Source organism: Halobacterium noricense (assembly GCF_021233435.1).
GTDB lineage: Archaea > Halobacteriota > Halobacteria > Halobacteriales > Halobacteriaceae > Halobacterium > Halobacterium noricense.
In genome coordinates, this window is record NZ_CP089469.1 from 25,685 (window position 1) to 48,481 (window position 22,797).

Annotated in this window: 27 protein-coding genes and 2 pseudogenes; 16 read left to right on the forward strand and 13 right to left on the reverse strand. The window is 56.6% G+C overall.

What is annotated here, in order from left to right:
* Positions 1 to 36 precede the first annotated feature (36 nt).
* Complete coding sequence (locus tag LT974_RS15590) at positions 37 to 183, forward strand: hypothetical protein (RefSeq protein WP_232590559.1); 147 nt, start codon at positions 37 to 39, stop codon at positions 181 to 183.
* 6 nt (positions 184 to 189) lie between these two features.
* On the opposite strand, the gene LT974_RS15595 is transcribed toward LT974_RS15590, so the two are convergent.
* On the reverse strand, positions 190 to 552 hold the full coding sequence (locus LT974_RS15595; RefSeq protein WP_232590561.1) for a DUF7718 family protein: 363 nt from the start codon (positions 550 to 552) through the stop codon (positions 190 to 192).
* A gap of 147 nt (positions 553 to 699) precedes the next feature.
* Between LT974_RS15595 and LT974_RS15600 the strand changes: the two genes are divergently transcribed.
* The 6 genes from LT974_RS15600 to LT974_RS15625 all read left to right on the forward strand — a co-directional run bounded on the left by LT974_RS15600 (position 700) and on the right by LT974_RS15625 (position 4,904).
* On the forward strand, positions 700 to 1,059 hold the full coding sequence (locus LT974_RS15600; RefSeq protein ID WP_209000315.1) for an HVO_A0114 family putative DNA-binding protein: 360 nt from the start codon (positions 700 to 702) through the stop codon (positions 1,057 to 1,059).
* Positions 1,060 to 1,296: 237 nt separating this feature from the next.
* Positions 1,297 to 1,575 (forward strand): hypothetical protein, encoded by a 279-nt coding sequence (locus tag LT974_RS15605; protein ID WP_232590563.1) that lies wholly within the window; start codon positions 1,297 to 1,299, stop codon positions 1,573 to 1,575.
* Between the two features lie 152 nt (positions 1,576 to 1,727).
* Positions 1,728 to 1,961: a hypothetical protein gene (locus tag LT974_RS15610; protein WP_232590565.1), complete on the forward strand. Its 234-nt coding sequence runs from the start codon at positions 1,728 to 1,730 to the stop codon at positions 1,959 to 1,961.
* Between the two features lie 676 nt (positions 1,962 to 2,637).
* Positions 2,638 to 3,033 (forward strand): hypothetical protein, encoded by a 396-nt coding sequence (locus LT974_RS15615; protein WP_210425046.1) that lies wholly within the window; start codon positions 2,638 to 2,640, stop codon positions 3,031 to 3,033.
* Entirely contained in the window at positions 3,033 to 3,221 is a 189-nt protein-coding gene (locus LT974_RS15620; RefSeq protein ID WP_135830745.1) for a hypothetical protein, read from the forward strand. The genes LT974_RS15615 and LT974_RS15620 overlap by 1 nt, the downstream gene beginning before the upstream one ends.
* A gap of 1,215 nt (positions 3,222 to 4,436) precedes the next feature.
* Entirely contained in the window at positions 4,437 to 4,904 is a 468-nt protein-coding gene (locus LT974_RS15625; protein ID WP_232590566.1) for a hypothetical protein, read from the forward strand.
* Positions 4,905 to 5,478: 574 nt separating this feature from the next.
* On the opposite strand, the gene LT974_RS15630 is transcribed toward LT974_RS15625, so the two are convergent.
* The 5 genes from LT974_RS15630 to LT974_RS15650 all read right to left on the reverse strand — a co-directional run bounded on the left by LT974_RS15630 (position 5,479) and on the right by LT974_RS15650 (position 9,901).
* Positions 5,479 to 7,065: a type IV secretory system conjugative DNA transfer family protein gene (locus LT974_RS15630; protein ID WP_232590567.1), complete on the reverse strand. Its 1,587-nt coding sequence runs from the start codon at positions 7,063 to 7,065 to the stop codon at positions 5,479 to 5,481.
* Positions 7,062 to 7,607 (reverse strand): hypothetical protein, encoded by a 546-nt coding sequence (locus tag LT974_RS15635; RefSeq protein ID WP_004592029.1) that lies wholly within the window; start codon positions 7,605 to 7,607, stop codon positions 7,062 to 7,064. Before LT974_RS15635 ends, LT974_RS15630 begins: the two co-directional genes overlap by 4 nt.
* Positions 7,604 to 8,077 (reverse strand): hypothetical protein, encoded by a 474-nt coding sequence (locus LT974_RS15640; protein WP_004592030.1) that lies wholly within the window; start codon positions 8,075 to 8,077, stop codon positions 7,604 to 7,606. The genes LT974_RS15635 and LT974_RS15640 overlap by 4 nt, the downstream gene beginning before the upstream one ends.
* Before the next feature lie 138 nt (positions 8,078 to 8,215).
* Positions 8,216 to 9,433, reverse strand: coding sequence for an RNA-guided endonuclease InsQ/TnpB family protein (locus LT974_RS15645; RefSeq protein WP_232590568.1), 1,218 nt, complete (start codon positions 9,431 to 9,433; stop codon positions 8,216 to 8,218).
* 207 nt (positions 9,434 to 9,640) lie between these two features.
* Positions 9,641 to 9,901 (reverse strand): hypothetical protein, encoded by a 261-nt coding sequence (locus LT974_RS15650; protein ID WP_232590569.1) that lies wholly within the window; start codon positions 9,899 to 9,901, stop codon positions 9,641 to 9,643.
* Positions 9,902 to 10,445: 544 nt separating this feature from the next.
* Here LT974_RS15650 and LT974_RS15655 point away from each other — a divergent pair.
* The gene (locus LT974_RS15655; protein ID WP_232590570.1) at positions 10,446 to 11,942 is read left to right on the forward strand and encodes an AAA family ATPase; all 1,497 of its coding nucleotides are present in this window, start codon (positions 10,446 to 10,448) and stop codon (positions 11,940 to 11,942) included.
* A gap of 64 nt (positions 11,943 to 12,006) precedes the next feature.
* Here LT974_RS15655 and LT974_RS15660 read toward each other — a convergent pair whose 3' ends face one another.
* Both LT974_RS15660 and LT974_RS15665 read right to left on the reverse strand, forming a co-directional pair.
* The gene (locus LT974_RS15660) at positions 12,007 to 13,242 is read right to left on the reverse strand and encodes a transposase (RefSeq protein ID WP_232590711.1); all 1,236 of its coding nucleotides are present in this window, start codon (positions 13,240 to 13,242) and stop codon (positions 12,007 to 12,009) included.
* A 1,052-nt stretch (positions 13,243 to 14,294) separates the two neighbouring features.
* Positions 14,295 to 14,687, reverse strand: coding sequence for a hypothetical protein (locus LT974_RS15665; RefSeq protein ID WP_232590326.1), 393 nt, complete (start codon positions 14,685 to 14,687; stop codon positions 14,295 to 14,297).
* Between the two features lie 117 nt (positions 14,688 to 14,804).
* Between LT974_RS15665 and LT974_RS15670 the strand changes: the two genes are divergently transcribed.
* From LT974_RS15670 to LT974_RS15685, 4 genes are all read left to right on the forward strand, one after another.
* Complete coding sequence (locus LT974_RS15670; RefSeq protein ID WP_232590712.1) at positions 14,805 to 15,575, forward strand: ParA family protein; 771 nt, start codon at positions 14,805 to 14,807, stop codon at positions 15,573 to 15,575.
* Positions 15,568 to 15,951 (forward strand): hypothetical protein, encoded by a 384-nt coding sequence (locus tag LT974_RS15675; protein WP_135830724.1) that lies wholly within the window; start codon positions 15,568 to 15,570, stop codon positions 15,949 to 15,951. The genes LT974_RS15670 and LT974_RS15675 overlap by 8 nt, the downstream gene beginning before the upstream one ends.
* A gap of 67 nt (positions 15,952 to 16,018) precedes the next feature.
* Complete coding sequence (locus LT974_RS15680) at positions 16,019 to 16,327, forward strand: AbrB/MazE/SpoVT family DNA-binding domain-containing protein (RefSeq protein WP_232590327.1); 309 nt, start codon at positions 16,019 to 16,021, stop codon at positions 16,325 to 16,327.
* Entirely contained in the window at positions 16,324 to 16,752 is a 429-nt protein-coding gene (locus LT974_RS15685) for a PIN domain-containing protein (protein WP_232590328.1), read from the forward strand. The genes LT974_RS15680 and LT974_RS15685 overlap by 4 nt, the downstream gene beginning before the upstream one ends.
* Positions 16,753 to 16,779: 27 nt before the next feature.
* On the opposite strand, the gene LT974_RS15690 is transcribed toward LT974_RS15685, so the two are convergent.
* Positions 16,780 to 17,655, reverse strand: a complete 876-nt coding sequence (locus tag LT974_RS15690) for a metallophosphoesterase family protein (protein ID WP_332840563.1) — start codon at positions 17,653 to 17,655, stop codon at positions 16,780 to 16,782.
* A 542-nt stretch (positions 17,656 to 18,197) separates the two neighbouring features.
* Between LT974_RS15690 and LT974_RS15695 the strand changes: the two are divergent.
* Positions 18,198 to 18,646, forward strand: a pseudogene (locus LT974_RS15695) (HVO_A0114 family putative DNA-binding protein).
* 42 nt (positions 18,647 to 18,688) lie between these two features.
* Positions 18,689 to 18,841, forward strand: coding sequence for a hypothetical protein (locus tag LT974_RS15700; RefSeq protein WP_232590330.1), 153 nt, complete (start codon positions 18,689 to 18,691; stop codon positions 18,839 to 18,841).
* Between the two features lie 733 nt (positions 18,842 to 19,574).
* Here LT974_RS15700 and LT974_RS15705 read toward each other — a convergent pair.
* Positions 19,575 to 19,925: a helix-turn-helix domain-containing protein gene (locus LT974_RS15705; RefSeq protein ID WP_232590331.1), complete on the reverse strand. Its 351-nt coding sequence runs from the start codon at positions 19,923 to 19,925 to the stop codon at positions 19,575 to 19,577.
* A gap of 94 nt (positions 19,926 to 20,019) precedes the next feature.
* On the opposite strand from LT974_RS15705, the gene LT974_RS15710 reads away from it, so the two are divergent.
* Positions 20,020 to 20,337 (forward strand): hypothetical protein, encoded by a 318-nt coding sequence (locus LT974_RS15710; protein WP_232590332.1) that lies wholly within the window; start codon positions 20,020 to 20,022, stop codon positions 20,335 to 20,337.
* Positions 20,338 to 20,401: 64 nt separating this feature from the next.
* Here the strand turns inward: LT974_RS15710 and LT974_RS15715 are convergent, their stop codons facing one another.
* The 3 genes and pseudogenes from LT974_RS15715 to LT974_RS15725 form a co-directional block, all read right to left on the reverse strand.
* Positions 20,402 to 20,662 (reverse strand): type II toxin-antitoxin system HicB family antitoxin, encoded by a 261-nt coding sequence (locus LT974_RS15715; protein ID WP_232590333.1) that lies wholly within the window; start codon positions 20,660 to 20,662, stop codon positions 20,402 to 20,404.
* 89 nt (positions 20,663 to 20,751) lie between these two features.
* On the reverse strand, positions 20,752 to 21,246 hold the full coding sequence (locus LT974_RS15720; protein WP_232590334.1) for a metal-dependent hydrolase: 495 nt from the start codon (positions 21,244 to 21,246) through the stop codon (positions 20,752 to 20,754).
* Between the two features lie 3 nt (positions 21,247 to 21,249).
* Positions 21,250 to 21,522, reverse strand: a pseudogene (locus tag LT974_RS15725) (hypothetical protein); the annotation flags it as partial.
* Between the two features lie 48 nt (positions 21,523 to 21,570).
* Between LT974_RS15725 and LT974_RS15730 the strand changes: the two are divergent.
* Positions 21,571 to 22,737 carry an ISH3 family transposase gene (locus tag LT974_RS15730; RefSeq protein ID WP_232587224.1) on the forward strand — a complete coding sequence of 389 codons (1,167 nt, stop codon included), beginning with the start codon at positions 21,571 to 21,573 and terminating at the stop codon, positions 22,735 to 22,737.
* Positions 22,738 to 22,797: the final 60 nt, after the last annotated feature.

A 22,797-nucleotide genomic window follows, 5' to 3' on the forward strand; every position in this document is an offset into this window, starting at 1 on the left:
CTCTCCAATTGTGCCGTTGACTAACTGAATGTGGAAGTGTCTTCTCCATCGGTCTGTGATGAGGGTATCAGTGGACTGGTCGCATCCCTGTTCGATGTGCAGTACACGGGTGCTGGCGTCGAACCGAATGCCGATGCGCCCGGGACGTCCGGCGGTATCTTCGATCCAATCGAGGAGCTCTAACTTCATTCACCGCCAGCCGCCGTGCGCTTGGTGGTAGGTTTCGGCGTAGTGTCGCCAGTCCTCGCGCAGACGTTCCTCAGCATTCTCAGCATCAAAATCCGACGGGAGAGAGGTATCTTTCCCGCCTTCTTCGCTATAGAATCGGTCGATGTGTGGGCCGCCGTGCTTTCGATCGTCGATCCGGACGATGTGCTCATGTGAGGCGTCGGGTGCGTCCTCAGACGGCATCCAGTAGAACAACCAGACAGCGAAATCGGTCGTCACGGGGGCGGTCGCGGTGTCGACGGCGTCAGAGAGATCGACCGCAAGGCGAATCATCCGCCCTTTGTGTGTGCCGAGAGGGTAGGCGTAGTCATACGATTCAGACATACTCGCTCATACCGATTTTCGAAGCCTAGCATAAAACGCTACCCAAGATACCACCCTCACTGGTGGATCAATCGGCCGTCCCCGCGAAATTCAGCAGAGGTTTTATGACTATTGACTTCTAATGCAACAGTAGAGAGGTTGATATATGTGTCTGAAATAAGCCATGCGGGAGACGAGACGGCTGACCGCGTTGCAGACAGGGCCGAGTTCAGCCGCACGCTCGCCCAGAGCGACTACGATAACGTGACTGTGCTCGCCCTCAGCGAGGCAGCGGACGTCCTCACAGACCGGCGACGGGAACTCATCGACGCGCTTCGCGTGGGCGAATACGAGTCTATCCGCGACCTCGCCCGAGAGGTCGGCCGTGACAAAGGTGCCGTCTCGCGGGACCTCGCCGTCCTCGCCGAGCACGGCGTCACGACGCTCGAGGAGAACGGCCGTGCAAAGCGCCCGGTCCTCCGGACCGGCACGATCGTCGTCGAGCCGGTCGCCGTCACCCACGGCTGACGACGCTATCGCTGCGCACCACTAGCGCGTGCTGTTCTCAGCTGGCTCGCCAGCTACCGACGCGGCTGTTTTTCACTCGAAACGCGGTGTGTTACCAGTAGTTGCCAATACGGTTTCTTTATTCAGTGGATAAGGTGAAACGCCCGGTAAGTACAGAGGAATTACTTATCACTACTACATCCTGCAAATGCTGGGCGACAATCTTTTTAATACAGGCGAGAAAATTGATAAGTTGAGATGATTGGATTCGGTACAGGGATGCCTGTTGCTCACGTGATTGCTATCCTCGTTGGATACATTATTTCCGGGATGGCATTCTACATTTACAAACAGAGAAATGACCGCTCGATGATATTCCTTGGATTCGGACTTGCATCCCATTCTACTACATTTCTGCTACCATTAGTTTCAACTTATTGGATGGAAATCCCCGATTTATTACCTATCAACTATATTCTGCTATTTATTGGCTATGCACTCATAGGATATTTCCTAATACAGAAACAAAACGCGTAGTCTATTCTCAGAAGAGTTAGTAAATATAAGAATGCCCATTTAGCGGTCGGTTGTCCCTCAGCGTGAACATGGATAGGGGAGATACCGATTGTTTGGCCCTACTGATGCAACCGCATCAACACTTATCCTCGAACGACTCATAGATATCGTATATGGCCCTCAGTGTTTGGGAGGTGTTCCTCGCCTTATTCAGAGGAAGTGAGGAATCCAAAGAGAAATCCGGTGAAGAATCCGGTGAAGAGGAAGATGAGGGTCGCTTTGTTCCATCCCCGCTGGACTTGTCCGTCCGAATCGGTCACGGTGGGTCGGACAGCCAGCGGGTCCGGGAACTCGCCAAAATAAACAAACAAGCAGAAGAAATCGAGGAACAACGACGCGATAACTAAGCAGCTCCACTTACCGATTCAGCCGCCTCAGTTCCAGCACTGCTCTGAATAAAGAAACCGCACTAGCAACAACTGTTACAGGTCGATACCGGGTGTCGGCCGTATCAACCAACACTGGAACCAGTGGTGTGTTCGGCGGCAGAAGGGCAGAGAATCCGGAAAGGGATGCAAACGGATTAACCAACAGAAACGCGGTATGACGCGTCAGTGTTGGTTAATCGCTGACCGCGTGGACATCGTCGAGACGTCAGTCGAGAGCGTGCCTATTGCTGTCGGTCGCTCATCGAGCCCCGCTATTGCGCCGTACCGACCCAGCTGGGGCAGCGCGAGTTACTCAGGAACCTCGGTGTGTGCGTGTCGTCAGGCGCGGCCGCCCGCGGTCGCCGTGCTCGCTCGCGCGAATGGGTCGCGCGCCAGCGGGTATGCCCGTCGGTTCCTGCGCTCCAGTTGGTGCTCGGAACTGTCCTCACTCCGCTCCCGTTGGTCGCTCCGTTCGGCGACCGGGCATACTCCGCTGGACGGTCGCGTGGCTGCGGGCGTTGCGCCTTCCTCTGTGACCCGCTCGCGCCAGGGCACCCGAGGCGCGAGCGGTAGCCCGCAGTGTCGAGGTTCAGGTCGTCGGGAAGAGGATGAATGAAGACGCGGCGTTCGCCGCGCCTCGCACCTTGTGAGTGCAATGTCGAGTAACAACGAGAGCGGTAAGAGCGTACTGGTACAGACCGAACTCAGCGAGTTCCGAACGACGATCCCACCGGTCGTCACCGATGGCGGCCATCGCATTGAGGATGCGCGGACGCAGCGGGCGTTGACCGAGGAGATGGACGTGTGGCTCTCGCAGGAAGGCGGCATCTATGGTGTCCAGAAGGGTGCAAGCGGCAGCATCTATGAGGTCGACGTCGTTTCAGAGACGTGCTCGTGCCCGGACTGGCAGACAGGCGAGCCAGACGGTGGGTGCAAACACCTCCGGCGGGTCGACATGGAGATTCGAGCCGGTCGAGTCCCGCGCCCAGATGGCCGACTCACCGAGAGTGCGGCGGTGATCGAACTGCCAGCTGAGGAGGTACGACGGTGATGTTGGTCTGTGAGTGTGGGAGTCGGCGGCTAGAGTTGGAGCGTGCAAGCCAGAACGAAGCGGCGAACGGCTTCTTCGAGTTCTATCGCTGTGCGGTCTGTGGTCGAACGGGAAGCTACGAGGTCGACGATGTCGCCGGGATCGACTGGACGAACGGCTGTGTGACGACTGAGGAGCAGATGCCGTAGCTGCGAATACCCGGCACTCGTTTTTCGTATCCCGAACCACCCCTCCACCTCCAGGTTCCGAGCGCTCACAGTCGTCGTGAGCGCTGGGCTTTCCCGATGGTTGTTTCGCGATTAGCTCCGGACACGACACCCACCGTTATCGATTTGTAACGAGGTCCTGTTCAGCCCCAGCTCCTCAACAGGAACCTCGTGTGTCTGTCCGGTCGAGCAACTGGTGGCCCGAGAATGCGAATCCGTGGATCGTCGACGAGTAGCGATGCATCGGCCCGTCGATGACTGATTCGAGAAGTGGCTGTCTTGTTGTACGATCTGAAGGACTTGGTAGACGCTTCCGAGAAGAGTGGGGGGTTGACCGAGCTATGTGCGATGGAAATTCGGTGTGGCTCACCGCGTGGCAGGTTAAAACCCTGCTGGCACTTTTAGAGAAAGCGCCAGACAGCGCCGGAATATCTGTGCGCTGGTATGGAGATACTGTGCGGTGGTTTGGGGATTGATATATTAGTGCCTCATGGAGGATCAGTGATTACACTCTCGTGACATTCAAAACCGAAATTTAAGCAAGAACTTTCGCCCCTCTCCAGCATAAATGTACTATGGGTTCGATTCGAGATCTGGTCGAACGATTAGAACCAGGTGACAAAGTCCGGTGGTACGCGGAAACAGATAGTATTCAACGCGCCCCTTGTAGAGCGAAGAGAATTGATCTTAATCCAAGAACCGCTATCGTAGAGTTGGAGGGTTCTCGAGGTGGGGAATATAGAATCACGGTTCCTGACCAAGACAAACCTACCATCGCTTACATCCAACCAGGAGGCGATGAAGACGACTATGGGGAGCTGAAGTGGCTATCCGTAGTTGCTGGCGGTGATTTTCGCCACAATACCCTGTATAGCGACGATTCCTGAAGAGAAACTACTCTGTGTAGATCCCCTTATCGATCCATCGATACACAGACAAATGGGTTTGTAAACTGTCCTCTTACATCCGACTAACTGGAAAAACGAGACCTATGTACGACGAGCAAAAAGTAAAGTACCGAGAATGACGCAGTGTCCAGTCTGTGAGAGTGAGAAGGACTATCAACGGATCGGCCAACATTGGTCGAACTCGACGTCGTGCGATTTCCCGTATCCAAGCGAGAGCGAGCGAGCGGTTTTCACTGGGCTCTGGTTAGCGGGCGCGACCGTCTCGGAGACTGGCAACAATCCGCTGCTAGTGAAGACAACAAAATACAAGCAGGCGTTAGAGTGGATCGCTGAGGAGATCGGCATCTGGCACAGTACGATCAAGGAAGGGGCAGGCCGCGAGACGCTTACTGAAGTCGCTGGTGACCAGACGGAACACAAACACGAGAAATGGCGATGGACATCCGTCTCCTGTCCGTGGTTACAGCACTTAGTTGATGCGTCTCTTACCAACGAATTCGTCGATTTCTCTCCACGAGCGGCTCGTATTTTTACCTCGTTTCGGGGTACGCTCAATAATAGCGGCTCTCTTGCACTGTGGTACCCGGACGGTTCTGCATTCGCGGATCTCCTCGCAGACCACGGTTTTAGCGTAACTACCAATGCATACGAGGGACGATCAGATCTGCTTTGGTTCAACCGACAAACATCAGTGGAGTATCTCGACTGGATTGACGGCCCGATACCACCGCTGGCGATGAAGTTCGAGAGTGGGTGAGGACAGAGATCAGCAGCTGTCGTTTGTGGGTAGAACGAACAGTGTGAGTGGTAGTCTATATTCCCTCACAGGGTATCACATAACAGTTCTCATACTGTGCTACAGTATCCGACGAACGGTCAGTACAGGTGAAGCACCTATCGTTGAGTACAGTTACCCGGAACAGCCGACGTATCACCGTCGAATGAATACGAGCCCAAGCAGAACCAATCCGATAGGGAGCATCACAGGCCCGAGCCCCATCGTACATTCCGACCCAGTCGTACAGTAACTGATGATGACGCCAGCGAAGCGTGTGACTTCAACACCGAATAGCGAGAAGCCCTCACTCCCACAGTGGTCTGAACACGACTTAAAAAAGAGAGCCGGGCTCAAGAGGACAAGGAGTCCGCCTGTTAGGGCTAAGACGAGGTTTTTCATCGGTACACAGTACAATGGCATACCATCCCATTAATGGTAATGTCGTACCGGTCAATTCGCAGTCGTACTAAACAGCTGATTCTGAGCAAACGTGCCGAAATTTACTGCTTTGTGACCCGTTCTTTGACATCCTGCTACATCTCGTTGATCTGAGTCAGTTTACAACCGTTTCTCGGTTCTGGCAGTCTCCATTGACGCATTCGGAGTCCGTGACGACGTCGCCACAGTAAGGACACCGTTCGTCGATTGAATCAACTTCTCGTCCCTCGGTCGTGGAGCCAGTATCGGTGATGTACTCAGCAACATCTTCATACAGGTCGATCTGCGCATCAACCCACCCGTCGTTTCGCACGATAATCCCCCATCCCGGTGCGAAATCCCCGAACTCGCCTTTGGCCATCGCGTGCTTCTCAACATCCTCAGTCGATGTTCCAGAAACCTCGCCATCGGCGTTATATTCAGGGATGTCCTGCTCTTCCCAGTACGTGCCAACCCTGCTCCGTGCGAACGCGATACTCGAGGAGTCATTGAGCCGGAGAATGATCGTCGAGAGCAGTCCAGAAAGGAGTGCATCGCCCCCGTCGCGACCATACCGATCATACAGCTGTGCAACTGACTGCAACGTGATGAGTGCCCGCGTGTCTTGCCCGGCCCCGACGTTCACGAGATCCCCGATGCGCCGTAGTGGTGGCAAGCGAGCAAACTCATCGAGAACAAAGTACGCGCTCTGATCGCCATCGTCGAGCGCAAACCGAATTGACCAGTCGATAGTAAACCGAATGAGTGGCTTCGTGGATTCGCCGAGCCGTTGCGGATAGTCGATGATCAAGACCTTGCCCTGTGGGTCGTCCATGTACTGGCGAATCGACCAGCTCCCTGCCTCGCAGAGATCGCCCTGGAACATATTTCGAACCTCCTTGCGGAACGACGCCATGACGCCCTGCGACTGTTCGGACGCGTCAGGGTCGATGTAGTCAGTGATCCCCTGGAGATCAGGATGCTCCGAGAGCGTTTCAGCGAGTTCTTCGACCGTCGTTGATTCGATCCACGTTACGAGGTCCTCATTCGTGGGTGTGGTTCCATCAGGCGCGTCTCGCCGCATGACTTTGAGAACCGCAGCGAACAATTGACGTGAGGCATCGGCGAAGAAATCGGAGCCATCAGATGGAGCCGGGAATAGTTCTCTAGCGAGCTCTTCGCATTCCTGTTCAGATTCGACTTCCTCGAAGATATTCCACTGGACATCGGCTTTCCGACCTGAAAGGACAATGCGCTCATCTTCGTCGAGGTGATCCTGGAAATCCGTTTTGTGGTCGTAGATGATGAACGGCGTTTGCTCATCGGTTTTGTCGCGTATCTGGTCCACGAGCAGTTTCGCCGCGTTGGTCTTCCCCGACCGAGTCGCCCCCAGAATCCCGATTGATCCCGTCACGTCGATGGGAATCATCCGCCGCAGTAGACGACCGCTCAAGTGGTCTGTCTCGTTGATGTGATTGACTGGAAGCCCAACCTCAGAGTCGTCGAGCCGCTCCGACGAGAGCGTTAGCTGCGGTGGGCGATCTCCCCAGTACCGATAGAGAATGAACGGGCTTGCAAGAAATGCCAGCCCCCAGATTGAGAGAGGGATGACTGGGAATTCTGGAGTCGGGAGGTAGAAAAGCCAGACGAGGAGCAACAGAATCCACCCAACAACGAACCACGCCGGACGAACGTAGTACTGGAACCGCTTCGTCAGACTCATCGACTATGTCCCTGTCCACGGTCCTGCTCCTGCTCCTGGCTAATCTGCTCCTGTTCCTGCTCTTGGCCCACTGACTCGTCAAGGGCCTGGTCGAGGGCGTGCTCAACGCCCTGCTCCTGCTCAATTGAATGCTCGTGCGCTCGGTCACGAATTTGGTCGAGATCCTCCCTGTCGATCCAGAGCGGGTCGCCAGGCTGGTCAGCGCGCCCAGTCGCGACCACGTGCGCGTGAGGACGGTCACCACCATCGCGATGGACGGCATAGCCCCAGTCAACACCCTCGCGACTACCGATGGTCTCACGGATGGTTTGCCGTGTCGCGCGCCCGATTTCCTTGTTATCGAGCTGTTCCGCATTCTCGGGCGAGATGATGAGATGGCGACTCATCCCATTCTCCTCGGAACGGTCGAGCAGATGCTGCTGCTCGCTCTCATCCATTTCCTGGCCCGTTCGGTCGCGCAGGTTCTCTTCCTCGTGCTCGATGTAGCGCATCAGCGCCCCCGTGTCTCGGCGCTTAAAATCAGAGTCGATGACCGTTGTCATTGGTTGCCCTCACGTAGTGCTTCGAAATCGAGTCCACTGCCGTCCTGATCAGAGTCATCTTCAGCAGTTGCGCTCTGGTCGTCATCCCCGCCGCTAGCGAGATCGTCAACGTCGTCCTCACGGAGTCGTCGCGCACCGGTTTGCAAGGCCTCTCGAATAGCCGCCTCGCCGTGTTGTTGCTTCACAAGTTCGAACGCAGCCACAGCATAGACGCCAGTCTTTGCATTCAAATCCTGTATCTCCCGGGCAGTGTCCTCCATGTCTGTGAGACCGTCATCGAGGAGGTCTTGCAGCCGTTCAGATGCGCGCGTTTCAGCAGAGACCGCACCCTCGCGTTCGCGACGAAGCCCCTCACGAACGAGTTCGAAAACGACGGTTGAACGAGTCGTGTCCTGGTCGTCGGCCAACTCGTCCAATTCGCGTAAGGTCTGTTCGTCGCTGTAGAAGGTAATTTCCTGATCACGCGCCATGGGAATCTCCCCCGTTTTCACAGGCATCTGTTTTGTGGGACACCGACGGGATACTGTCTTTCCAGTCTCGTTCAGTGCGTCAACTGCCCCGCGCACGGTGGCGCAGGGCTTGTCAGTGAACTCGGCCTCTCCCGACAGTTAGTCGGACGGGACGAATCCCCGATTCGGCGTCACTGTTCCTGACTTCAGGGCGAGTTGACTGTCGCCCGTCCGCCGCGACGACTGTAGGCCGCGACGGACGTACCGCCATCCAACATTTTTCGCTCCAACATAGTCCGCATTCGCTGTCGCACCACACTTCTCGCACTCGAACTCCGCCTGCCTGACGCGATTGCCTTCGCTAGTGTGTCCACACTCGGGACACCGCCGACTCGTGTTCTCCGGATCAACGTACTCAACACTGATGCCTTCCGCGTCAGCCTTGTACTCCACGAGGTCAACGAGCTGGCGGTGCGCCCACTGGTGGAACTCTTTCACCGGCGGCGCACGTTCCCTGATGTGTCTCAGGTTCTCAACCGCGATGTACTCGCAGTTATGCTCCAGTGCTTCCTCGATGATGTCGTTGGCCACGCGGTGGAGGACGTCTCGAACGTATCGGGATTCCCTACCGCTCATCTGCTGAATCGTCCGATGTGCGGATTGTGTACCAGTCTGTTGGAGGTTGCCACGTATCCGCTCGAATTCCCGATGGCGGTGTCGAAGTTCCCTGCCGGACGCGAAGTACGCCGTACTGGTGGTGGCGATGTTGACGATACCGAGGTCAACGCCGAGAACTGTCCTGTCCTCGTCGTCGCCCTGTTGTTCGACCTGTTTCTCGGGCTTCGGTTTGCGAAAGCCGAGATGCAGGTAGTAGTCGCCATCACGCCGAGAAAGCGTGGATTCGGTGACCTCCCAGTCCTCATCGTTGAGGTACTGGTGTTGGTAGCCATCTTCGTCGTCAGGCAACGCAAGATCACACCGAATACGGTCGTCAACCGTTGCGAGTGAGACTGTTCCGTCGTCGAATATCGTCATCGTCCGGGTGTCGTATTTCACTGTCTCGGCGGTGAACTCCGGACGTGATGTCTTGTACTCCTCGTCCAGTTCTTTGATTTCTTCGACGCCGGAGAGTGCGGCTGCGGCTTGGTGGGTGGCGAGGATTGCGTGCTGACTCCCGAGACGCGTTTCCTCTCGCACATCGCCGTAGGCGAGGTCTTGGAGGTACGTCTTCCGCGTTTCACCGTGTTCCCATCCGATCTGGCTGCTGGTGTTGCAGGCAGTTTGCCACTCGTTGATAGTGGCATCAAGCAGTTGCTTCTGCTCGTGGGTGAGGATGGGGCGAGTGATTGCGGTGCGTCTCAGGTAGTCGTCTGCCACGAGTTTCAATAGAGAGTAAAGGTACTTAATAGTTGGTAGGTTTGTGGCAGCGGGCGTCGGCTTCCACCCCGCCCACGGTGGGGCGGGGAATCCGCCTTGCTACCTAGTTTGAGAGGGTGTCATAGAACGGCTCTCACACAACCTATGTGAGTACCCTGATTCGATAAGTACAGGTGAACTACTTACCGCTGGTTCTATCGACCCGGCTCAGAATATGTCGATAACAGCACCAAGGGCAAAACCGATCCCCAATGCGAGCGTTGAGTAAAGGGCTTGTTTACTGGTAGCACGAAAAATACCGGAAAGCATTATTCCGATTGAGCAACCGAAGAGAAGGCCGTGAACTGCTGTCTCATCACTTCCGACCGGCCCTGATGGTGCCATGACTTCAACGAGAATTATGCCCATGAAGCCGAGTAGAAAGAGGGCTCCATCTCGTCGTATGTTCCGTTCCTGCCGCTCAATCATACGTCACTGTTGGGAGAATACTTGAATAGTCTTTGTCACTCGTATTGTTAAGTTCGCAGACCTACTTATCGGCCAATTCACCGTAGAAGTGGATGTAATCAACACTATGAGAAGACTTCTATGACACCCTTACAGAGGCTTAACAGCCACCACAAGCGAGGCGACCGAAGGATGGGACCCTCACACGGGTCCCGACTGACGGAGCCGAGCGCACGCCCCCGAGCGGAGCGACGGGGGCATTCGTGATGCGGTAGCGGTTCAATGCGCACTCGTAGATCTCATCGTCTTTCCAGCCATGATCGGCCCGAGACAGCTATCTTAACCAACACTCGGCGGCAAATGAGAACTCGTGTTGGTTAATACGTCTCAGAAAATCTGAGGACGCTATTCAGCAACTGACACCCGCCGTTAGCCGTTACAACCTGCAAACGGTGGATAGACGGATTTGTGCAGTAGATGGGTATTTCGAGTGTACAGTGCCAGGACTGGCAATTTAGATTCAGCATACACAACGACTTTTACCCTCGGGTGAAATGTCCGACTCATGACCCGGCCGCAGAAGGATAGCACTCCAGACCAAGCGGAAATCACTGACGACAGTGCAATACCCGATGTAGACGGCGAATCTGGTGCTGACAGTGAGACTGCTACGGAATCAGATTATGGATCTGCCGAGACTGACCCTGATTCGGACACAGAAGAGGGGAGCAGTACTAGCGGATTGAATGAGACGATTCGGGATCGCGTCGAGAGCCAACTGAACGAGAAGGATTCGACGACGTCAGTGTTTGCCAATAAGGACCTCGTTCACCCGGATACGATCATTGACGCCAATCGCATCGTTGGTCGCGACGAGCAGCTAGATCGGATCATCGAACTACTCCTCCCCGCAGTGAAGGGAGGGCGGCAAGACAATATTCTCCAATTCGGCCCCTCTGGAACGGGCAAATCCCTCATCATCAACGCGACTGCCGAGGAGGTCGCGACGCTCTGTGAGAATCGCGGTGTCGACTTCGGCGTCATTCGCATCAACTGCCAGCGGATCAGCTCCGAGGATAAAGCCGTCTACGCGATGCTGCAGGACGTGTCTGAGAAGACCGGTGCTGAGGTCGGCATCAAAAAACAGGGAACGGCAACCTCAGACAAGTACGACCGCCTCTACGAGATCGTCAATGAACGCTTCGAGGCGATCCTATTCATCCTGGACGAGATCGACTATCTCACCGGGAATAGCAACGACGACGAGCCGGATTACTCTCGACTGCTCTATCAACTCTCACGCGCTACCGCCGAGGGCGACATCGAAGGCCGGTCAGCAGTCGCTGCACTCACCAACGACACCCAGTTGATACAGAAATTGGATGGGCGGACAGCCAGTTCGTTCAATCCAGATAACGTCGTGTTCCCCGACTACGACGCCACCCAGATTCGAGCCATCCTCGAGCATCGAGAAGATGCGTTCCGTGATGGCGTACTCTCCGGCGATGTGATACCGCTTGCCGCCGCGTTCGCTGCTCAAGACGAGGGTGACGCTCGGAAGGCAATCGACTTGCTCAGAAAGGCAGGTGAGATGGCCGACCGCGAAGGAAGCGGGACCGTCGAGGAGCGCCATGTTCGAACTGCACAGGGGAAACTCGACGTCGACCAAGCACAGAAGACGATCAACGGGCTCTCCGCGCAGAAAAAATACACTCTGTACGCCTTGACGTCGGTCGCTGTTCACGCGACTCGTTCACTCGATTCGATCCCCGGTCCAGTCGCCTATGAGGTCTACAGCTACGTGACCGAGAGCATCGATGCGGTCACGAAATCGGACGATTCCTTCCGACGGTATGCAAAGGAATTAGCGTCGTACAACATCATCTCGAAGGATCGGAGCGGCCGCGGGCGCGGACGTGGTGTTCACAACGAGTACGCCTTCGCTATCGATCCCGAGACTGTCGAAGAGACGATTGAGCGGGACAGCCGGATAACTGAGATCGAACAGGATTCCCTCCAGCTTGTCGTGGAATCCCAGCTCGACGAATTCAATAGCACGTGACATCCTCTCCGCCGTAAACGGCGGGGCTTCCCACGACAGTGGGATTCCGGCTGTGCCGTAGGTTTCAGTCCGAGTAGGCCGCGAGCGTCATCTGCGAGTATTTCTCGCTCGTCTCCCGGTAGACTGTGGCGCTGTCACAGGCGCTCCCGTTCCGAGGCGAGTCATCGCGTTCCGGTTCCCAAGGAACGCTCTCTCCCCACGGATCTACGCGACTGGCGATATTCGCCGCCGCGTTGATGTCTGCTTGGAACTCAGTTACGTGACAGTCGTCGTTCGTACACTCGAACTCCGCTTGTGAATTACGAGATCCAATGTGTCCGCATTCATGGCACGTCTGGCTTGTATAGCGCGGGTTCACGTACTCGACCGGGACACCGGCCTCGGTGGCCTTATCTTCGACCCGGCCTTGAAGCCGAGCGAACGCCCATGCGTGAAGGCGTCGGTTCATGTACTCCCCGTAGTCCAAGTTCTCGCGGATGAAGGACAAGTCCTCCATCACAATCACGGGATCGTCGAACTGTCGGGCGTACTCGACGGCTTTTCGAGACGCCTTCTCGACGATATCTGTCAGCGCGTTCTGATAGTGGTTGAATCGTTCACCGATCCGCCACTCGGCAGCGTCGCGCTCTTGGAGCCGCCGGAGTGTCGTGAACATCTCTTTGCGAAGTGCTCGAGCACGACTGCCACTCTCGAGCATCGGCTTCGTCGGCGTGTTCCGCTTGAGGGCACAGCCCGTAATCAACGTAGATTCGCCGATATCGAACCCGATGTACGTCTCGTCACCGTCCATCTCGGGTTCTTCGACCGAGTACGTGACGGTAATGTGCAACACCCAGCTACTCCGGTTCTGCTGGAGCCGGATCTGTCCGGCCTTGGCACCCTCATTGAGGAGATCGTGCCACAACGATTCTTGCTCGGGGTTGATTCGCAGCGGAATCCAGAAGTTCGTCCCGTAGCCCGGCAGGGGCACGTTCCAGCAAATCTCGTGGTGGCGAGATTCATCGCGGTCGAACTTCGCGGCTTGATTTGTGAGCCGGATCGGGTGTTCGTCGTCTAACTCGCTGGCGTTGTACGTTTTTCGGAGCTTCGGGACGTAGCTGCACAGTGCAGCCTTCGCCTGGTAAGGCAGGTCGAACGGCGTTACTACGTCGGACACGCCGTTCATCGTATCCGCACCGGAGTCGAACGCATCGTGCAACGCCTCGCGGTAGGTGGAGAGAAGGCGACGGAGACGCACCGCCTTCCCCTCCGTCGGTGGGGCAAGTGTCGCCTCGAGAGTTTTCGTCACCTCCCCTGCCATACCACACGATACACATCCTACACACTTTTTGGTTCCGATGCTGTAGAACCGTCTGTGAACCGAAGAAACGTTACAATCCGGGAAGAGCAAGACGAATGGATCCGGGAGAATCATATCAACCTGTCGAGCCTCGTCAGAGAGTGTATCGACGAACGTATGGAATCCAGTTCCGCCGATTAACGGCGGTTGCGTAGTCGAGTGACGCGATTCACGCCTGCCCTTTGGGGCGAGATTCTTCACTGTTTAAAAGATGGGACTGGTCGAGGCGGTACGTAGCCACCCCCCGTTTGCTGATTGTATACTGTGAGAGGCCCCATGTGCAGAATGTATTCTCTCGATCTGGGGTCCGAGCATCATCGACGAACGTCTGACAGACGTCATCCCCCCATTTACTGATTGTATCTCGCTACACCAGAGGAAGTCGGAGGTGGTATCGGAGGCAAGAGAACGTTCCCGCATTGCTCATCGAGGAAATATTCGATAGACCAGCCGTAACAGCCCAGATCGGCTGTTGAGAACTGAAATCTTCCCAAGCGAACAGTCGCAACCCACCCTCTCCCCCCATTTACTGATTGTATCTCACCAAAAGGCGGGTGGGGGTTGAGAGGAGAATCACGACAAGAATATCTAAAACCAGGAAAATCGCGCTTATAGACTTTGAGATAGCTGATCTGGTGAATATCTGCAACTAGGTTTGTAGATAGAAGGTTTTATGCAAAGGGACTGGTAACAATATCCGTAATACAGTAAGAGCGTAATGGAAAGGAAGATATAATTTCTATATGGAGAGGAATGGCTTCGGAACTGTTCTTCGTCTTTATCTCCTCTAAACGTCTTCTAACAGCTGATCTCGACATTTTGGTCATTCTCGATATTAGGATGTCCCCCGGCCCTTTCTCAAGATACATTCCGCAAATGGGGGGAGGGGGAGCAATACAATCAGCAAAGCAGTCGCTATATTCTCTCCTGCTCAACGTTACCCCACGCCAGCGATCTATGATTGAATGCGTGGGGTAACTACAGGGAGAACCACTCGAGGATATCTGGAGCAATCAAGATTCTCGGTTCGCGTTCACCGGTGCGATATACTCGTTTTTCCAGGAGTCGCCGTCACGCCATTGCCAGTAAAAGTAGTGATAGCCCGGCTTCGTCTCTTTGATCGTGATGTAGGCTCCACCAGCTGGGACATCATCGTAGTCTGCTGGATCAGTCGAGACGTCTCGTTCCTCGAGTTCGTTCTGTTTGGCTTCGCTGATCGATTCCTCTTCCTGTTTTTGGTCAGCCATACGCTCGCGTTCGGCGCGTTTCCAAGCCGCCAGCTTCGTGGCATACGTTGCAATCGCATCGAGTCGATCGGGCGACTGCTTGTCCAGTGGTTCGAGAATATAGTTCGGTAGCTCTGGCGCTTGCGGTTCTGTTGTGGGCGGCTCTGAAGATTCGTCCATAGTTACCCCACGTCTCGCTTTGAGTATCAATATGTGGGGTAACTCAGACGGCAAGAGACCGAAACGCGTCTGACGTAGTTATTTGAAGTCACAGAAAGCACAGAACGGATGGAAGCCATGACTCGGAGAATCGGGATCACGAATCAGAAGGGAGGTGTGAGTAAAACCACGAATACAATCAACGTCGCTGGCGGGCTCGCTGCCGATGGTGTAGACGTTCTCGCCGTCGATATGGACCCTCAGGGATACCTCACGCATCGGCTTGGGTTCGAAGACGAGTACACTTCGGACCCACCGTCGCTATACGATGCGCTTCAGTCGCCCGCCGACCACGACGTCGACGATCTCGTTGTCACTCACGAGGAGTTCGATCTCCTTCCGGCCAACATCGATATGTTCCATCTTGAGCAGGACCTCATCGCGAGCGGGATGCGTCCCCGGCTGCGGTTGAAGACGGTCCTGGAGAACGCGACCGCGTGGGACGTCGTCCTTATCGATGCGCCGCCGTCGCTCGGCCCACTGAATGATAACGTCGTTCTTGCCACCGAGGAACTGCTCGTCCCGGTCGAAGCCGACGAAAGTTCCCAGCTCGCGCTCAATCATCTACTCCGCCAGTTGGATACGCTCGAGGATAACTACGACACACACGTCGATGTCCTCGGTCTCATTGTTTCGAACGTGGCCTATCCGCTGGACAATGAACAGCAGGCGGCCATTGACTGGTTCAACGAGCGTTTCGAAGGACGCGTCGGGGTGTGGACCGTTCGAAGCCGGGCAGCAATCAAGCGGGCAGTGAAAGACCAGGGTTCGGTGTTCGCCGAAGACGCCGAGGAAGTCGATATGACCGACGTGTATGCGCAGATAGCTGCGGAGGTGGCCGATGAGTGACGAAATCGACGAACGTCTGAGCCGTCGGTTTGACGACGACCAGGACGACGAGAACGAGACCATTTCTGAGAAGTCACAGAACGACATGAATTCTAGTCAATCAGGGGCCGAGAGGAAGTCACAGGCTTCACAGAGAGCACAGAACATCAAGAAGGAATGGAATGTGCGGAGTTTCTACCTCGATGACGGCCTCGATAGTAATCTCACGACGGCGTTCAAACGACTGGATCTCTCGCTTTCGGAGGCTGACGCCGAGGTCAATCTCAAGAAGACACGGCACTTCTACCCATTGATCGTCGAACTCGGTCTAGAACGCTTGGCGGAAATGGACGTCACAGAAGTCACAGAACGATTGGACGACGAAGATTCAGCATAGGCGATTTCGATTACTCTCCCACGACACTCTTATGTATGACTGGGACGAAGTAATGAATTGAGGGAGTATGAGTAAAGCAGAGTCTGAAAAAGTAGTGTCTGTATCGTCGCGCGGCCAAGCGACCATTCCCAAAGAGTTCCGGGAGGAACTCGACATCGACACACCCGGCCGCGTGAAGTTCGTTCGCACCGAGGAGGGCGAAATCGTCGTCCGTCCCATCCACTCGGTCACAGACCTGCGTGGAGTCTTGGAAGGGAAAACCGACGAGCAGGGTCGTTCAGCAGTCGAACGACTGCGGGAGGAACGCGAGCAGGACAAGGCTAGTGAAGAGGAGTTGCGGCAGCGCTACGCCAGTGATGACGAGGCCGACACATGACAGAGGGGACTGACATTCCCGAGACGATTATCTTCGACGCCGAACCACTCATCGCCTATTTCTGCAACGAACCAGGGAGCGACACCGTCGAGACGTACGTCGACGCCGTCGAAGGCGCGGCCGATGGATACATCTCAGCGATCAACCTCGCCGAGGTCCACTACGTCGTGCGTGCAATCGACGGCGAGGAACGCGCTGATGCTGTCGTCGACGTCCTCGAGGAAAGCGGCATCCGTCGCGTCGATACCGAACAGACCTGGGCGTCAGCAGCCGACTTCAAATTCCGCTACGCTCCAGCGCTCGGTGATGCCTTCGCGCTCGGGACTGCAGCACACGTCGACGGGATGCTCCTGGTCGGTGCCGACGACGACTACGACGACGTCACCGACGTCCCAATCACTCGGTTCCGGACCGAACCGGCATAGACCCTGGATCTCGTCCCATAGTGGCCGCTATGAGTGCTCCTCTGTCCGCTCTTCGAGAAACTCTCGCAGTTTCGATTCGAAAGACGGTGGAGTAGCCCCGAACGTTGACGCTGCAGATTCGACCACTTCGTCAGTCTCGGCTTCCTCTTGTATCGTTCCCAGTCCGTAGAGCACTGTGCGGACGACCTCACTGTAGAATTCCTCTTCGTCGTAGCAGAATTGACAGTCGTTTCGCCAGTAGTCGGGGACGAACTGCACACCGAGTGCCTGGTGTTTGGGACAGATTCCTTTGCGAACCTGCCCGATGTTTCGGAATTCGACCTCCCACGTTCCGTCAGGGGCGATCTCAACGACGAAGTACGCGCCGAGAAGCGCGTCTGCACCATGGTCTGCCGTTCGGTAGAGGAATGCGGTATTGAGAGCCTTGTTCTTGTAGCGACCGGTGTGTATATGACCAGAGAAGTATGCCTTCCCCGCGAAGTGTTCCAGCAGTTCGGGGTGCCAGTAGTGATTCACGAGGATTGTCTCGTCTTCAACTAGTTCGGGATTCTGCGTGAATGTCTCTCCAGCAACGGTGATACTGTCATCTTCGGGGATGTACGTCCCTGGAAGGTCGTAGTCTTGGAACGGCTGTTCCGGGCCGATTGCCCCGTCCCGATTCCCCCAGATGTAGAGGAGCTCTCCCCGCTCGTGGAGCGTCTCGAAATACGGCGTGACCGCATCGAGCTGTTCCCGCCCCTCGTCGACGCCATCAAACCATGCGTTCGTGATATCGCCGACGTGAATTACGAAGTCGAATTCCTCGCCTTCAGTACCGTCGACGACCCGCTCCAGTGAGTCGACATCCCCGTGGTTGTCTCCCATACAAAGAAGTCGGAGCGTCTCATCATCGTTAGTCGTCATTAGTTGACTCCCCGTACTCACTCAGGTGTATAGAAGACCACGTTCACCGTCAAGGAGATATCTCATAACAGTCTCTCACTGCTATTCTTGCTAGTCCTTCTCTCCTTAGTGCGAAGCCCCTCTCTGGTTCTTCTGCAAGATACATTCAGCAAATGGGGGGTGCGATAGATGCCAGCCGACTCCAGTACATCTTCATGCTGCGCCGCCTCGAGCTGGTGCAAAGCCTGGTGGATGAGCCGGCCAATTCCCCATTTCACCGATTTTCGCTACGCGTGATCGGTGAACCACTTGCTGTGAACTCACGAAGATGTGCCACTTCTACCCGCTGATCGTCGAACTCGGCTTGGAACGCTTGGCGGGAATGGAAGTCACAGAAGTCACAGAACGATTGGAAAGCAAGGATTTGGGATAATTGCAGAGGGCGGATACCAGCGTTGTTCATTCACCACAACAACCCTCTACCATACGCGCGTTGTCCTACATGGACAATACAGATGCCCCGATGTAGGCGTCAAAAATCCTCGAAGAGGTCGATCCCATCCATGAGCAAGCATTCGCCTGACCACCTGCACGAATCCCCGGCGGACGCCGAGTATTCCTCGACGCTCCGAATCACGTCGACGCCGTTCGAGGAGCACACGGAGAGTGTGCTGAACCGCGCTGAGCGCTGGGAGCAGGGCGAAGCGGTGCCCACGTCGTCAACTTCCAGGACACCAGCCGGCTCCAGCGCGTTCTCACGCCGCGCCGCCTGGAGCTGGTACGGAGTCTGATGGAGGAGCCAGCCGAGAGCATCCGCGCCCTTACCGACCGCCTCGACCGGGACGTCCGTCAGGTTCACGACGACCTGCAGATCCTGAGCGAGTACCGTATCGTTCACTTCCGCGAAGCGGGCAGCGCGAAGCAGCCCCACGTTCCCTACGACACGGTGAAGATCGAGGTCGAACTCACTACGTCGGTCGGTGACACCTCAGAGTCGTCGACGTCCGCGTAGCCGTCCACAAGCTTATTCCACCCGAGCGCCGACATTTCATCAATGAGTCGCCACTCTGCTGGCGATGACCGCAAGAGCGATGCCGAGGACGGGGGTCGTCCTGAGGTTCCCGAGGGCATTCTTCGCGGTATTGAGGACATCGCCGAAGGGAATACAGCGAGCAAAGAGGATCTCGAGTCTGTCCTGAAGTACTGACTGACGTTTCCTGAGACAGAGATGAGCTACGTATCACTGTCGGCCGTCGGACGAAGAGACGAGGGTCATCTTTGCTGGTGAATCCGATTTCACTCACGAGGCCGTTCGGACTTAGCTCATTGTCGAACTCTACAAAGCGCTGTCCAACTCCTAACACACGTCATCGACACCCAGTTTGCGCTCGTATCGCCAGTCGAGCGATTCGTGGTACTGCTTTTATACCGCTGAACAGGCGCAATACCACGGCCTTCAGGCCGTGGATACGCCCCGCCACTTCGGAGAGAACCCACGTTCGACAGCACTCTGAGTTTCGGGATACCGACGTTTAAGTGACAGGCACCCCTATTACTGGATAGGAATCGGTCGGAACGGAGCGGATTCCGAACCGTCCTTCGGAGGCGGCCTGTCCGCCCACGTAACGAGGCAGTATCCGAAAGAGCAGTCGGTGAACGCCACATCCTCGACGGGTGTGCCAACGTGCCGACTGCTCAAAGCAAACCAGACGATACCCCCGACTCCGTTGACGCCTGCTGGCGTCCCCGTGGCCAAAACAACACGGGGACGCCAAACACGGTTGAGGATAGGGGTACCGGCGGGTTGGCACTGCCAGCAGTCCACCAGTCCGATATTGTGGGACTATCCGTGCCCGAAAGGCCTGGTAGTCCGGTGATTGGGCTGCGAACCTGAAACTCCCACCGCTCGGGATTCCTCCGCGTTTACGCGGAGGAGGATGTCAATCGGCTTCGTCGACATTGTTGAGCGCACTATTCAGTTCGAAGAGTTCCTGGACGACGTCACTCTTAGCGACTCGGTAGCGACGAGGCGACGTGTTTGGGACCTCCTCGACGATATCGGTCTCCAGTAGGAGATCGATGTAGTTGCTGACCGTCTGCCGAGTGACGCCGGCGTGATCGGCGAACTCCGTCTTGTTGAACTCCCGACCGGGAGGGAGGGTGAGGATGGCGTCAAGGAGGATAGGGACGCTCTCGTGCTGAAAGAGATGGAGGACGCCGCTCGGGTTCTCAAGGCGAGCCTCCTTAGTGTCCTTCTCCTCCGCCGGGTGCTTCGGCGTTGACTCGCTCATGTTTCTAGTGTGCCGGTCGGCGTACATAGTTGTTTGTTTTGGCGTAAACGCTCGTTAACGCACACTTATCAGAGAGGGGTGAAGATAGGGGAATATGCGCAAGCCATCGGTGAAATGCGCTCTCCTCGCGGCGATGATAGCTGAGCACCGGTGGGGGTCACCGATCGTCGAGGAGAATCTCCTCTCCATTTCCGCCATCGAGACGAACGACTATCCCACCGCGAGCAAGGTCTTCGATGAGCTCCGATCCGCTCTCTACATCATCAACCGGGGGAAGCGGGGCATCGAACTGAACAGTGGCGAATTCGGAGCGCTCGCTGACCGTCTCTATCACGAGTGCGGGTGGGAACCGTTCGAAATCAAGAGTCGGCTGAAGCACTACGAGGGGTGGGATAATCACGAGTGGGCGTAGTCCCGCGAGAGCGTATTCGACGAAGGAGACACTGTCTTCCGAGGAAAACGCCGTTCGAACCACACTACTCGTCCGAGAGCCACGGCGGCGGGCCGTCTTCTCTGATTTCGGCGTCGATCCCGAGTTCCTCGAGGCACGCCTCGGGGTCATCGATCTCCTCGCCGCGACCGACGTGGCTATCCAGAGCGTCGGCAAGTTGTCGGAGCGCCTCGGCTTCCGTGTCGCCAAAGGACGCCACCCCCGACTCGACGTGTCGCGCAGTCATGCGACCGTCGTTCTTGTGGATGAACTCGACGCCCGAGGGCGGGTCCGATACCGTCGCCATACACACAGATACGCGCCGAGAGTGACGTAACCCTTCCCCTGCGCCACGGTCTTAACCAACAGACACCGCCCTCTACCCCCGAGTGTTGGTTAACCGCTGAGCGCGAGCCCGCCAGCGACCGCCACACCGGCGACCACGACGCCGATCACAAGCAGGGCGTAGTTCGCTATTGGGTTCGCGGCCGTGACGACGTCGAGCGTGTACTTCTCGCCATGCACGGGCGCGAACGGCCGAACGCCAGTCGGTGTGAGCACGTCAGCGAGGATATGCGCCACCACGGCGAGCGTCCCGACGACGGCGCCGAACAGGCCCGTTCCGAGCGCAGCGAGCACGCCACGGGACGTCCCCAGTAGTAGGCCACCGACACCGGCGACCGCGCCGACGGCGAGCGCGAACCACACGGTATGTGTCGGTCCTCGGTGTTTCACGCCGGGGATTCGTTGGTCGACATCAGGGAGCATGGCCCCGCCAACGACAACGGCACCACCGAGCACTCCGAGCGTGGTGTAGCCAAGCGCAGTCAGGATGAATACAACGGGGGCGTAGGCGACCAACGCCGCGCCGTAGTGGCCTTTCTGGTGCATGGGTTAGTAGTCCCGAAGCCACTCCGGCCCGCCGTAGGCGTCGACGTAACACCGCCTGTGTGCCGGCTCGCCCCTCGGGTTCGGCACCGCCTTTTCTAACGGAACCGATTCCCCGCATAGGTCACACTCGGCCGTGTGGCCCGCTTGCCGGGCGTCCGGTGAGAGATTCTTTGTCTCGACATAGAGCTCTTGGAGCGCGCGTGGCGTCAGCCGAACGAGGACTTTCTCGCGGTCGTCCTCATCTCGCTGTTCCGGCGTGTACGTGAGCACCCAATCTCAGTACTTCACAAAGCCGGTTAGTTAGAACGTCTGCTTGCTGAGGATGTGTACTCCAACAAGCAAGCAGACGGTGAGATTCACGAGGACCAACTTCTTAACTTTCTCGTCAACCGCCTTGACGAGGAAGTTCCAATCTCTTTAGCAAATAACGCTGAAATCGCTGCTGAGGACATCTATGAGGTCCTCGTCGGCGCTTGCGCCGACGGGACCTCTGTCTCTACGCTCTGTGCGTCGAGCCAGAATACACCCACTGCGAACACGATCCTCTACCATCTTCGGACGAAGTTCGAGCCGGAACGGCTCGAACGAGTCGCTAACACGCTCCTTCGGAAGGATATCGATGAACTGCTCCCCAAGCAGGTGGAGGTCTGCGCAGACCTCCACCTGCGACCCTACTACGGTGACAAAGCCGACACAGACGGTCTCTATCACTCGGTAGCGAAGCGTGGAACCACCGCGTTCCACGCCTACGCCACACTCTACGCGCGTGTGACGAACAAACGCTACACGCTGGCGGTGCGCCGTCTCGAAGACGGCGACACCGCCAGCAGCGTCCTCGCTGAGTTCCTCGGTATTCTCGACGGCCTTGACACCGAGATCAAGGCCGTCTACCTTGATCGCGGATTCTACGACAGCAAGTGCCTCACGCTGCTTCAGACGCACGACTACGCGTACGTGATCCCAATCATCCGGTGGGGTGAGACGATTCAGCAAGAGCTCTCGGAAGGGTGGAGTCGTGTCATTCAGCACGATCTGACAGGGAAACTCGACGGCCACAGCTGGACCGTCGAGTTTCCCGTCTACATCGACTGTACGTACCTAAACGGGAAGTATGACGAGAACGGTGTGGCGCGTCACGGCTACGCCGCTGACGCGCCGTTCATCGACTCACCACGCGACGCTCGATACCACTACACCAAGCGGTTCGGTATCGAGTCGAGCTATCGATTGTTTGAACAAGCGATAGCGACAACAACCACACGAGATCCAACGGTACGGCTGCTGTACGTCGTGGTGAGTCTGCTATTACAGAACGTCTGGCGGTACCTTCACTACGAGTATGTGGCGACGCCCCGCCGAGGCGGGCGTCGCCTCTGGTGGTGGCCGTACAAGGAGTTCGTCAATATGGTTCGACGAGCTGCGTGGACGGCCCTCGCGGTGCGTCGGGCCGTCCCCGCGAATCGGCCACCTGACGACCGGTTCCACCGCTAACCACCGACCGAGCAAGCCAGCAAAGTGAGTGGCAACGCTGTCGCGTCGGCGGCTGACCGC

Coding starts and splice junctions, on each gene's coding strand:
- LT974_RS15595 (WP_232590561.1), bottom strand. CDS start 552: ATGTCTGAATCGTATGACTACGCCTACCCTCTCGGCACACACAAAGGG.
- LT974_RS15605 (WP_232590563.1), top strand. CDS start 1,297: ATGATTGGATTCGGTACAGGGATGCCTGTTGCTCACGTGATTGCTATC.
- LT974_RS15610 (WP_232590565.1), top strand. CDS start 1,728: ATGGCCCTCAGTGTTTGGGAGGTGTTCCTCGCCTTATTCAGAGGAAGT.
- LT974_RS15615 (WP_210425046.1), top strand. CDS start 2,638: ATGTCGAGTAACAACGAGAGCGGTAAGAGCGTACTGGTACAGACCGAA.
- LT974_RS15620 (WP_135830745.1), top strand. CDS start 3,033: ATGTTGGTCTGTGAGTGTGGGAGTCGGCGGCTAGAGTTGGAGCGTGCA.
- LT974_RS15630 (WP_232590567.1), bottom strand. CDS start 7,065: ATGAGTCTGACGAAGCGGTTCCAGTACTACGTTCGTCCGGCGTGGTTC.
- LT974_RS15635 (WP_004592029.1), bottom strand. CDS start 7,607: ATGACAACGGTCATCGACTCTGATTTTAAGCGCCGAGACACGGGGGCG.
- LT974_RS15640 (WP_004592030.1), bottom strand. CDS start 8,077: ATGGCGCGTGATCAGGAAATTACCTTCTACAGCGACGAACAGACCTTA.
- LT974_RS15650 (WP_232590569.1), bottom strand. CDS start 9,901: ATGATTGAGCGGCAGGAACGGAACATACGACGAGATGGAGCCCTCTTT.
- LT974_RS15655 (WP_232590570.1), top strand. CDS start 10,446: ATGACCCGGCCGCAGAAGGATAGCACTCCAGACCAAGCGGAAATCACT.
- LT974_RS15660 (WP_232590711.1), bottom strand. CDS start 13,242: ATGGCAGGGGAGGTGACGAAAACTCTCGAGGCGACACTTGCCCCACCG.
- LT974_RS15665 (WP_232590326.1), bottom strand. CDS start 14,687: ATGGACGAATCTTCAGAGCCGCCCACAACAGAACCGCAAGCGCCAGAG.
- LT974_RS15670 (WP_232590712.1), top strand. CDS start 14,805: ATGACTCGGAGAATCGGGATCACGAATCAGAAGGGAGGTGTGAGTAAA.
- LT974_RS15675 (WP_135830724.1), top strand. CDS start 15,568: ATGAGTGACGAAATCGACGAACGTCTGAGCCGTCGGTTTGACGACGAC.
- LT974_RS15680 (WP_232590327.1), top strand. CDS start 16,019: ATGAGTAAAGCAGAGTCTGAAAAAGTAGTGTCTGTATCGTCGCGCGGC.
- LT974_RS15685 (WP_232590328.1), top strand. CDS start 16,324: ATGACAGAGGGGACTGACATTCCCGAGACGATTATCTTCGACGCCGAA.
- LT974_RS15690 (WP_332840563.1), bottom strand. CDS start 17,655: ATGACGACTAACGATGATGAGACGCTCCGACTTCTTTGTATGGGAGAC.
- LT974_RS15700 (WP_232590330.1), top strand. CDS start 18,689: ATGAGTCGCCACTCTGCTGGCGATGACCGCAAGAGCGATGCCGAGGAC.
- LT974_RS15705 (WP_232590331.1), bottom strand. CDS start 19,925: ATGAGCGAGTCAACGCCGAAGCACCCGGCGGAGGAGAAGGACACTAAG.
- LT974_RS15710 (WP_232590332.1), top strand. CDS start 20,020: ATGCGCAAGCCATCGGTGAAATGCGCTCTCCTCGCGGCGATGATAGCT.
- LT974_RS15715 (WP_232590333.1), bottom strand. CDS start 20,662: ATGGCGACGGTATCGGACCCGCCCTCGGGCGTCGAGTTCATCCACAAG.
- LT974_RS15720 (WP_232590334.1), bottom strand. CDS start 21,246: ATGCACCAGAAAGGCCACTACGGCGCGGCGTTGGTCGCCTACGCCCCC.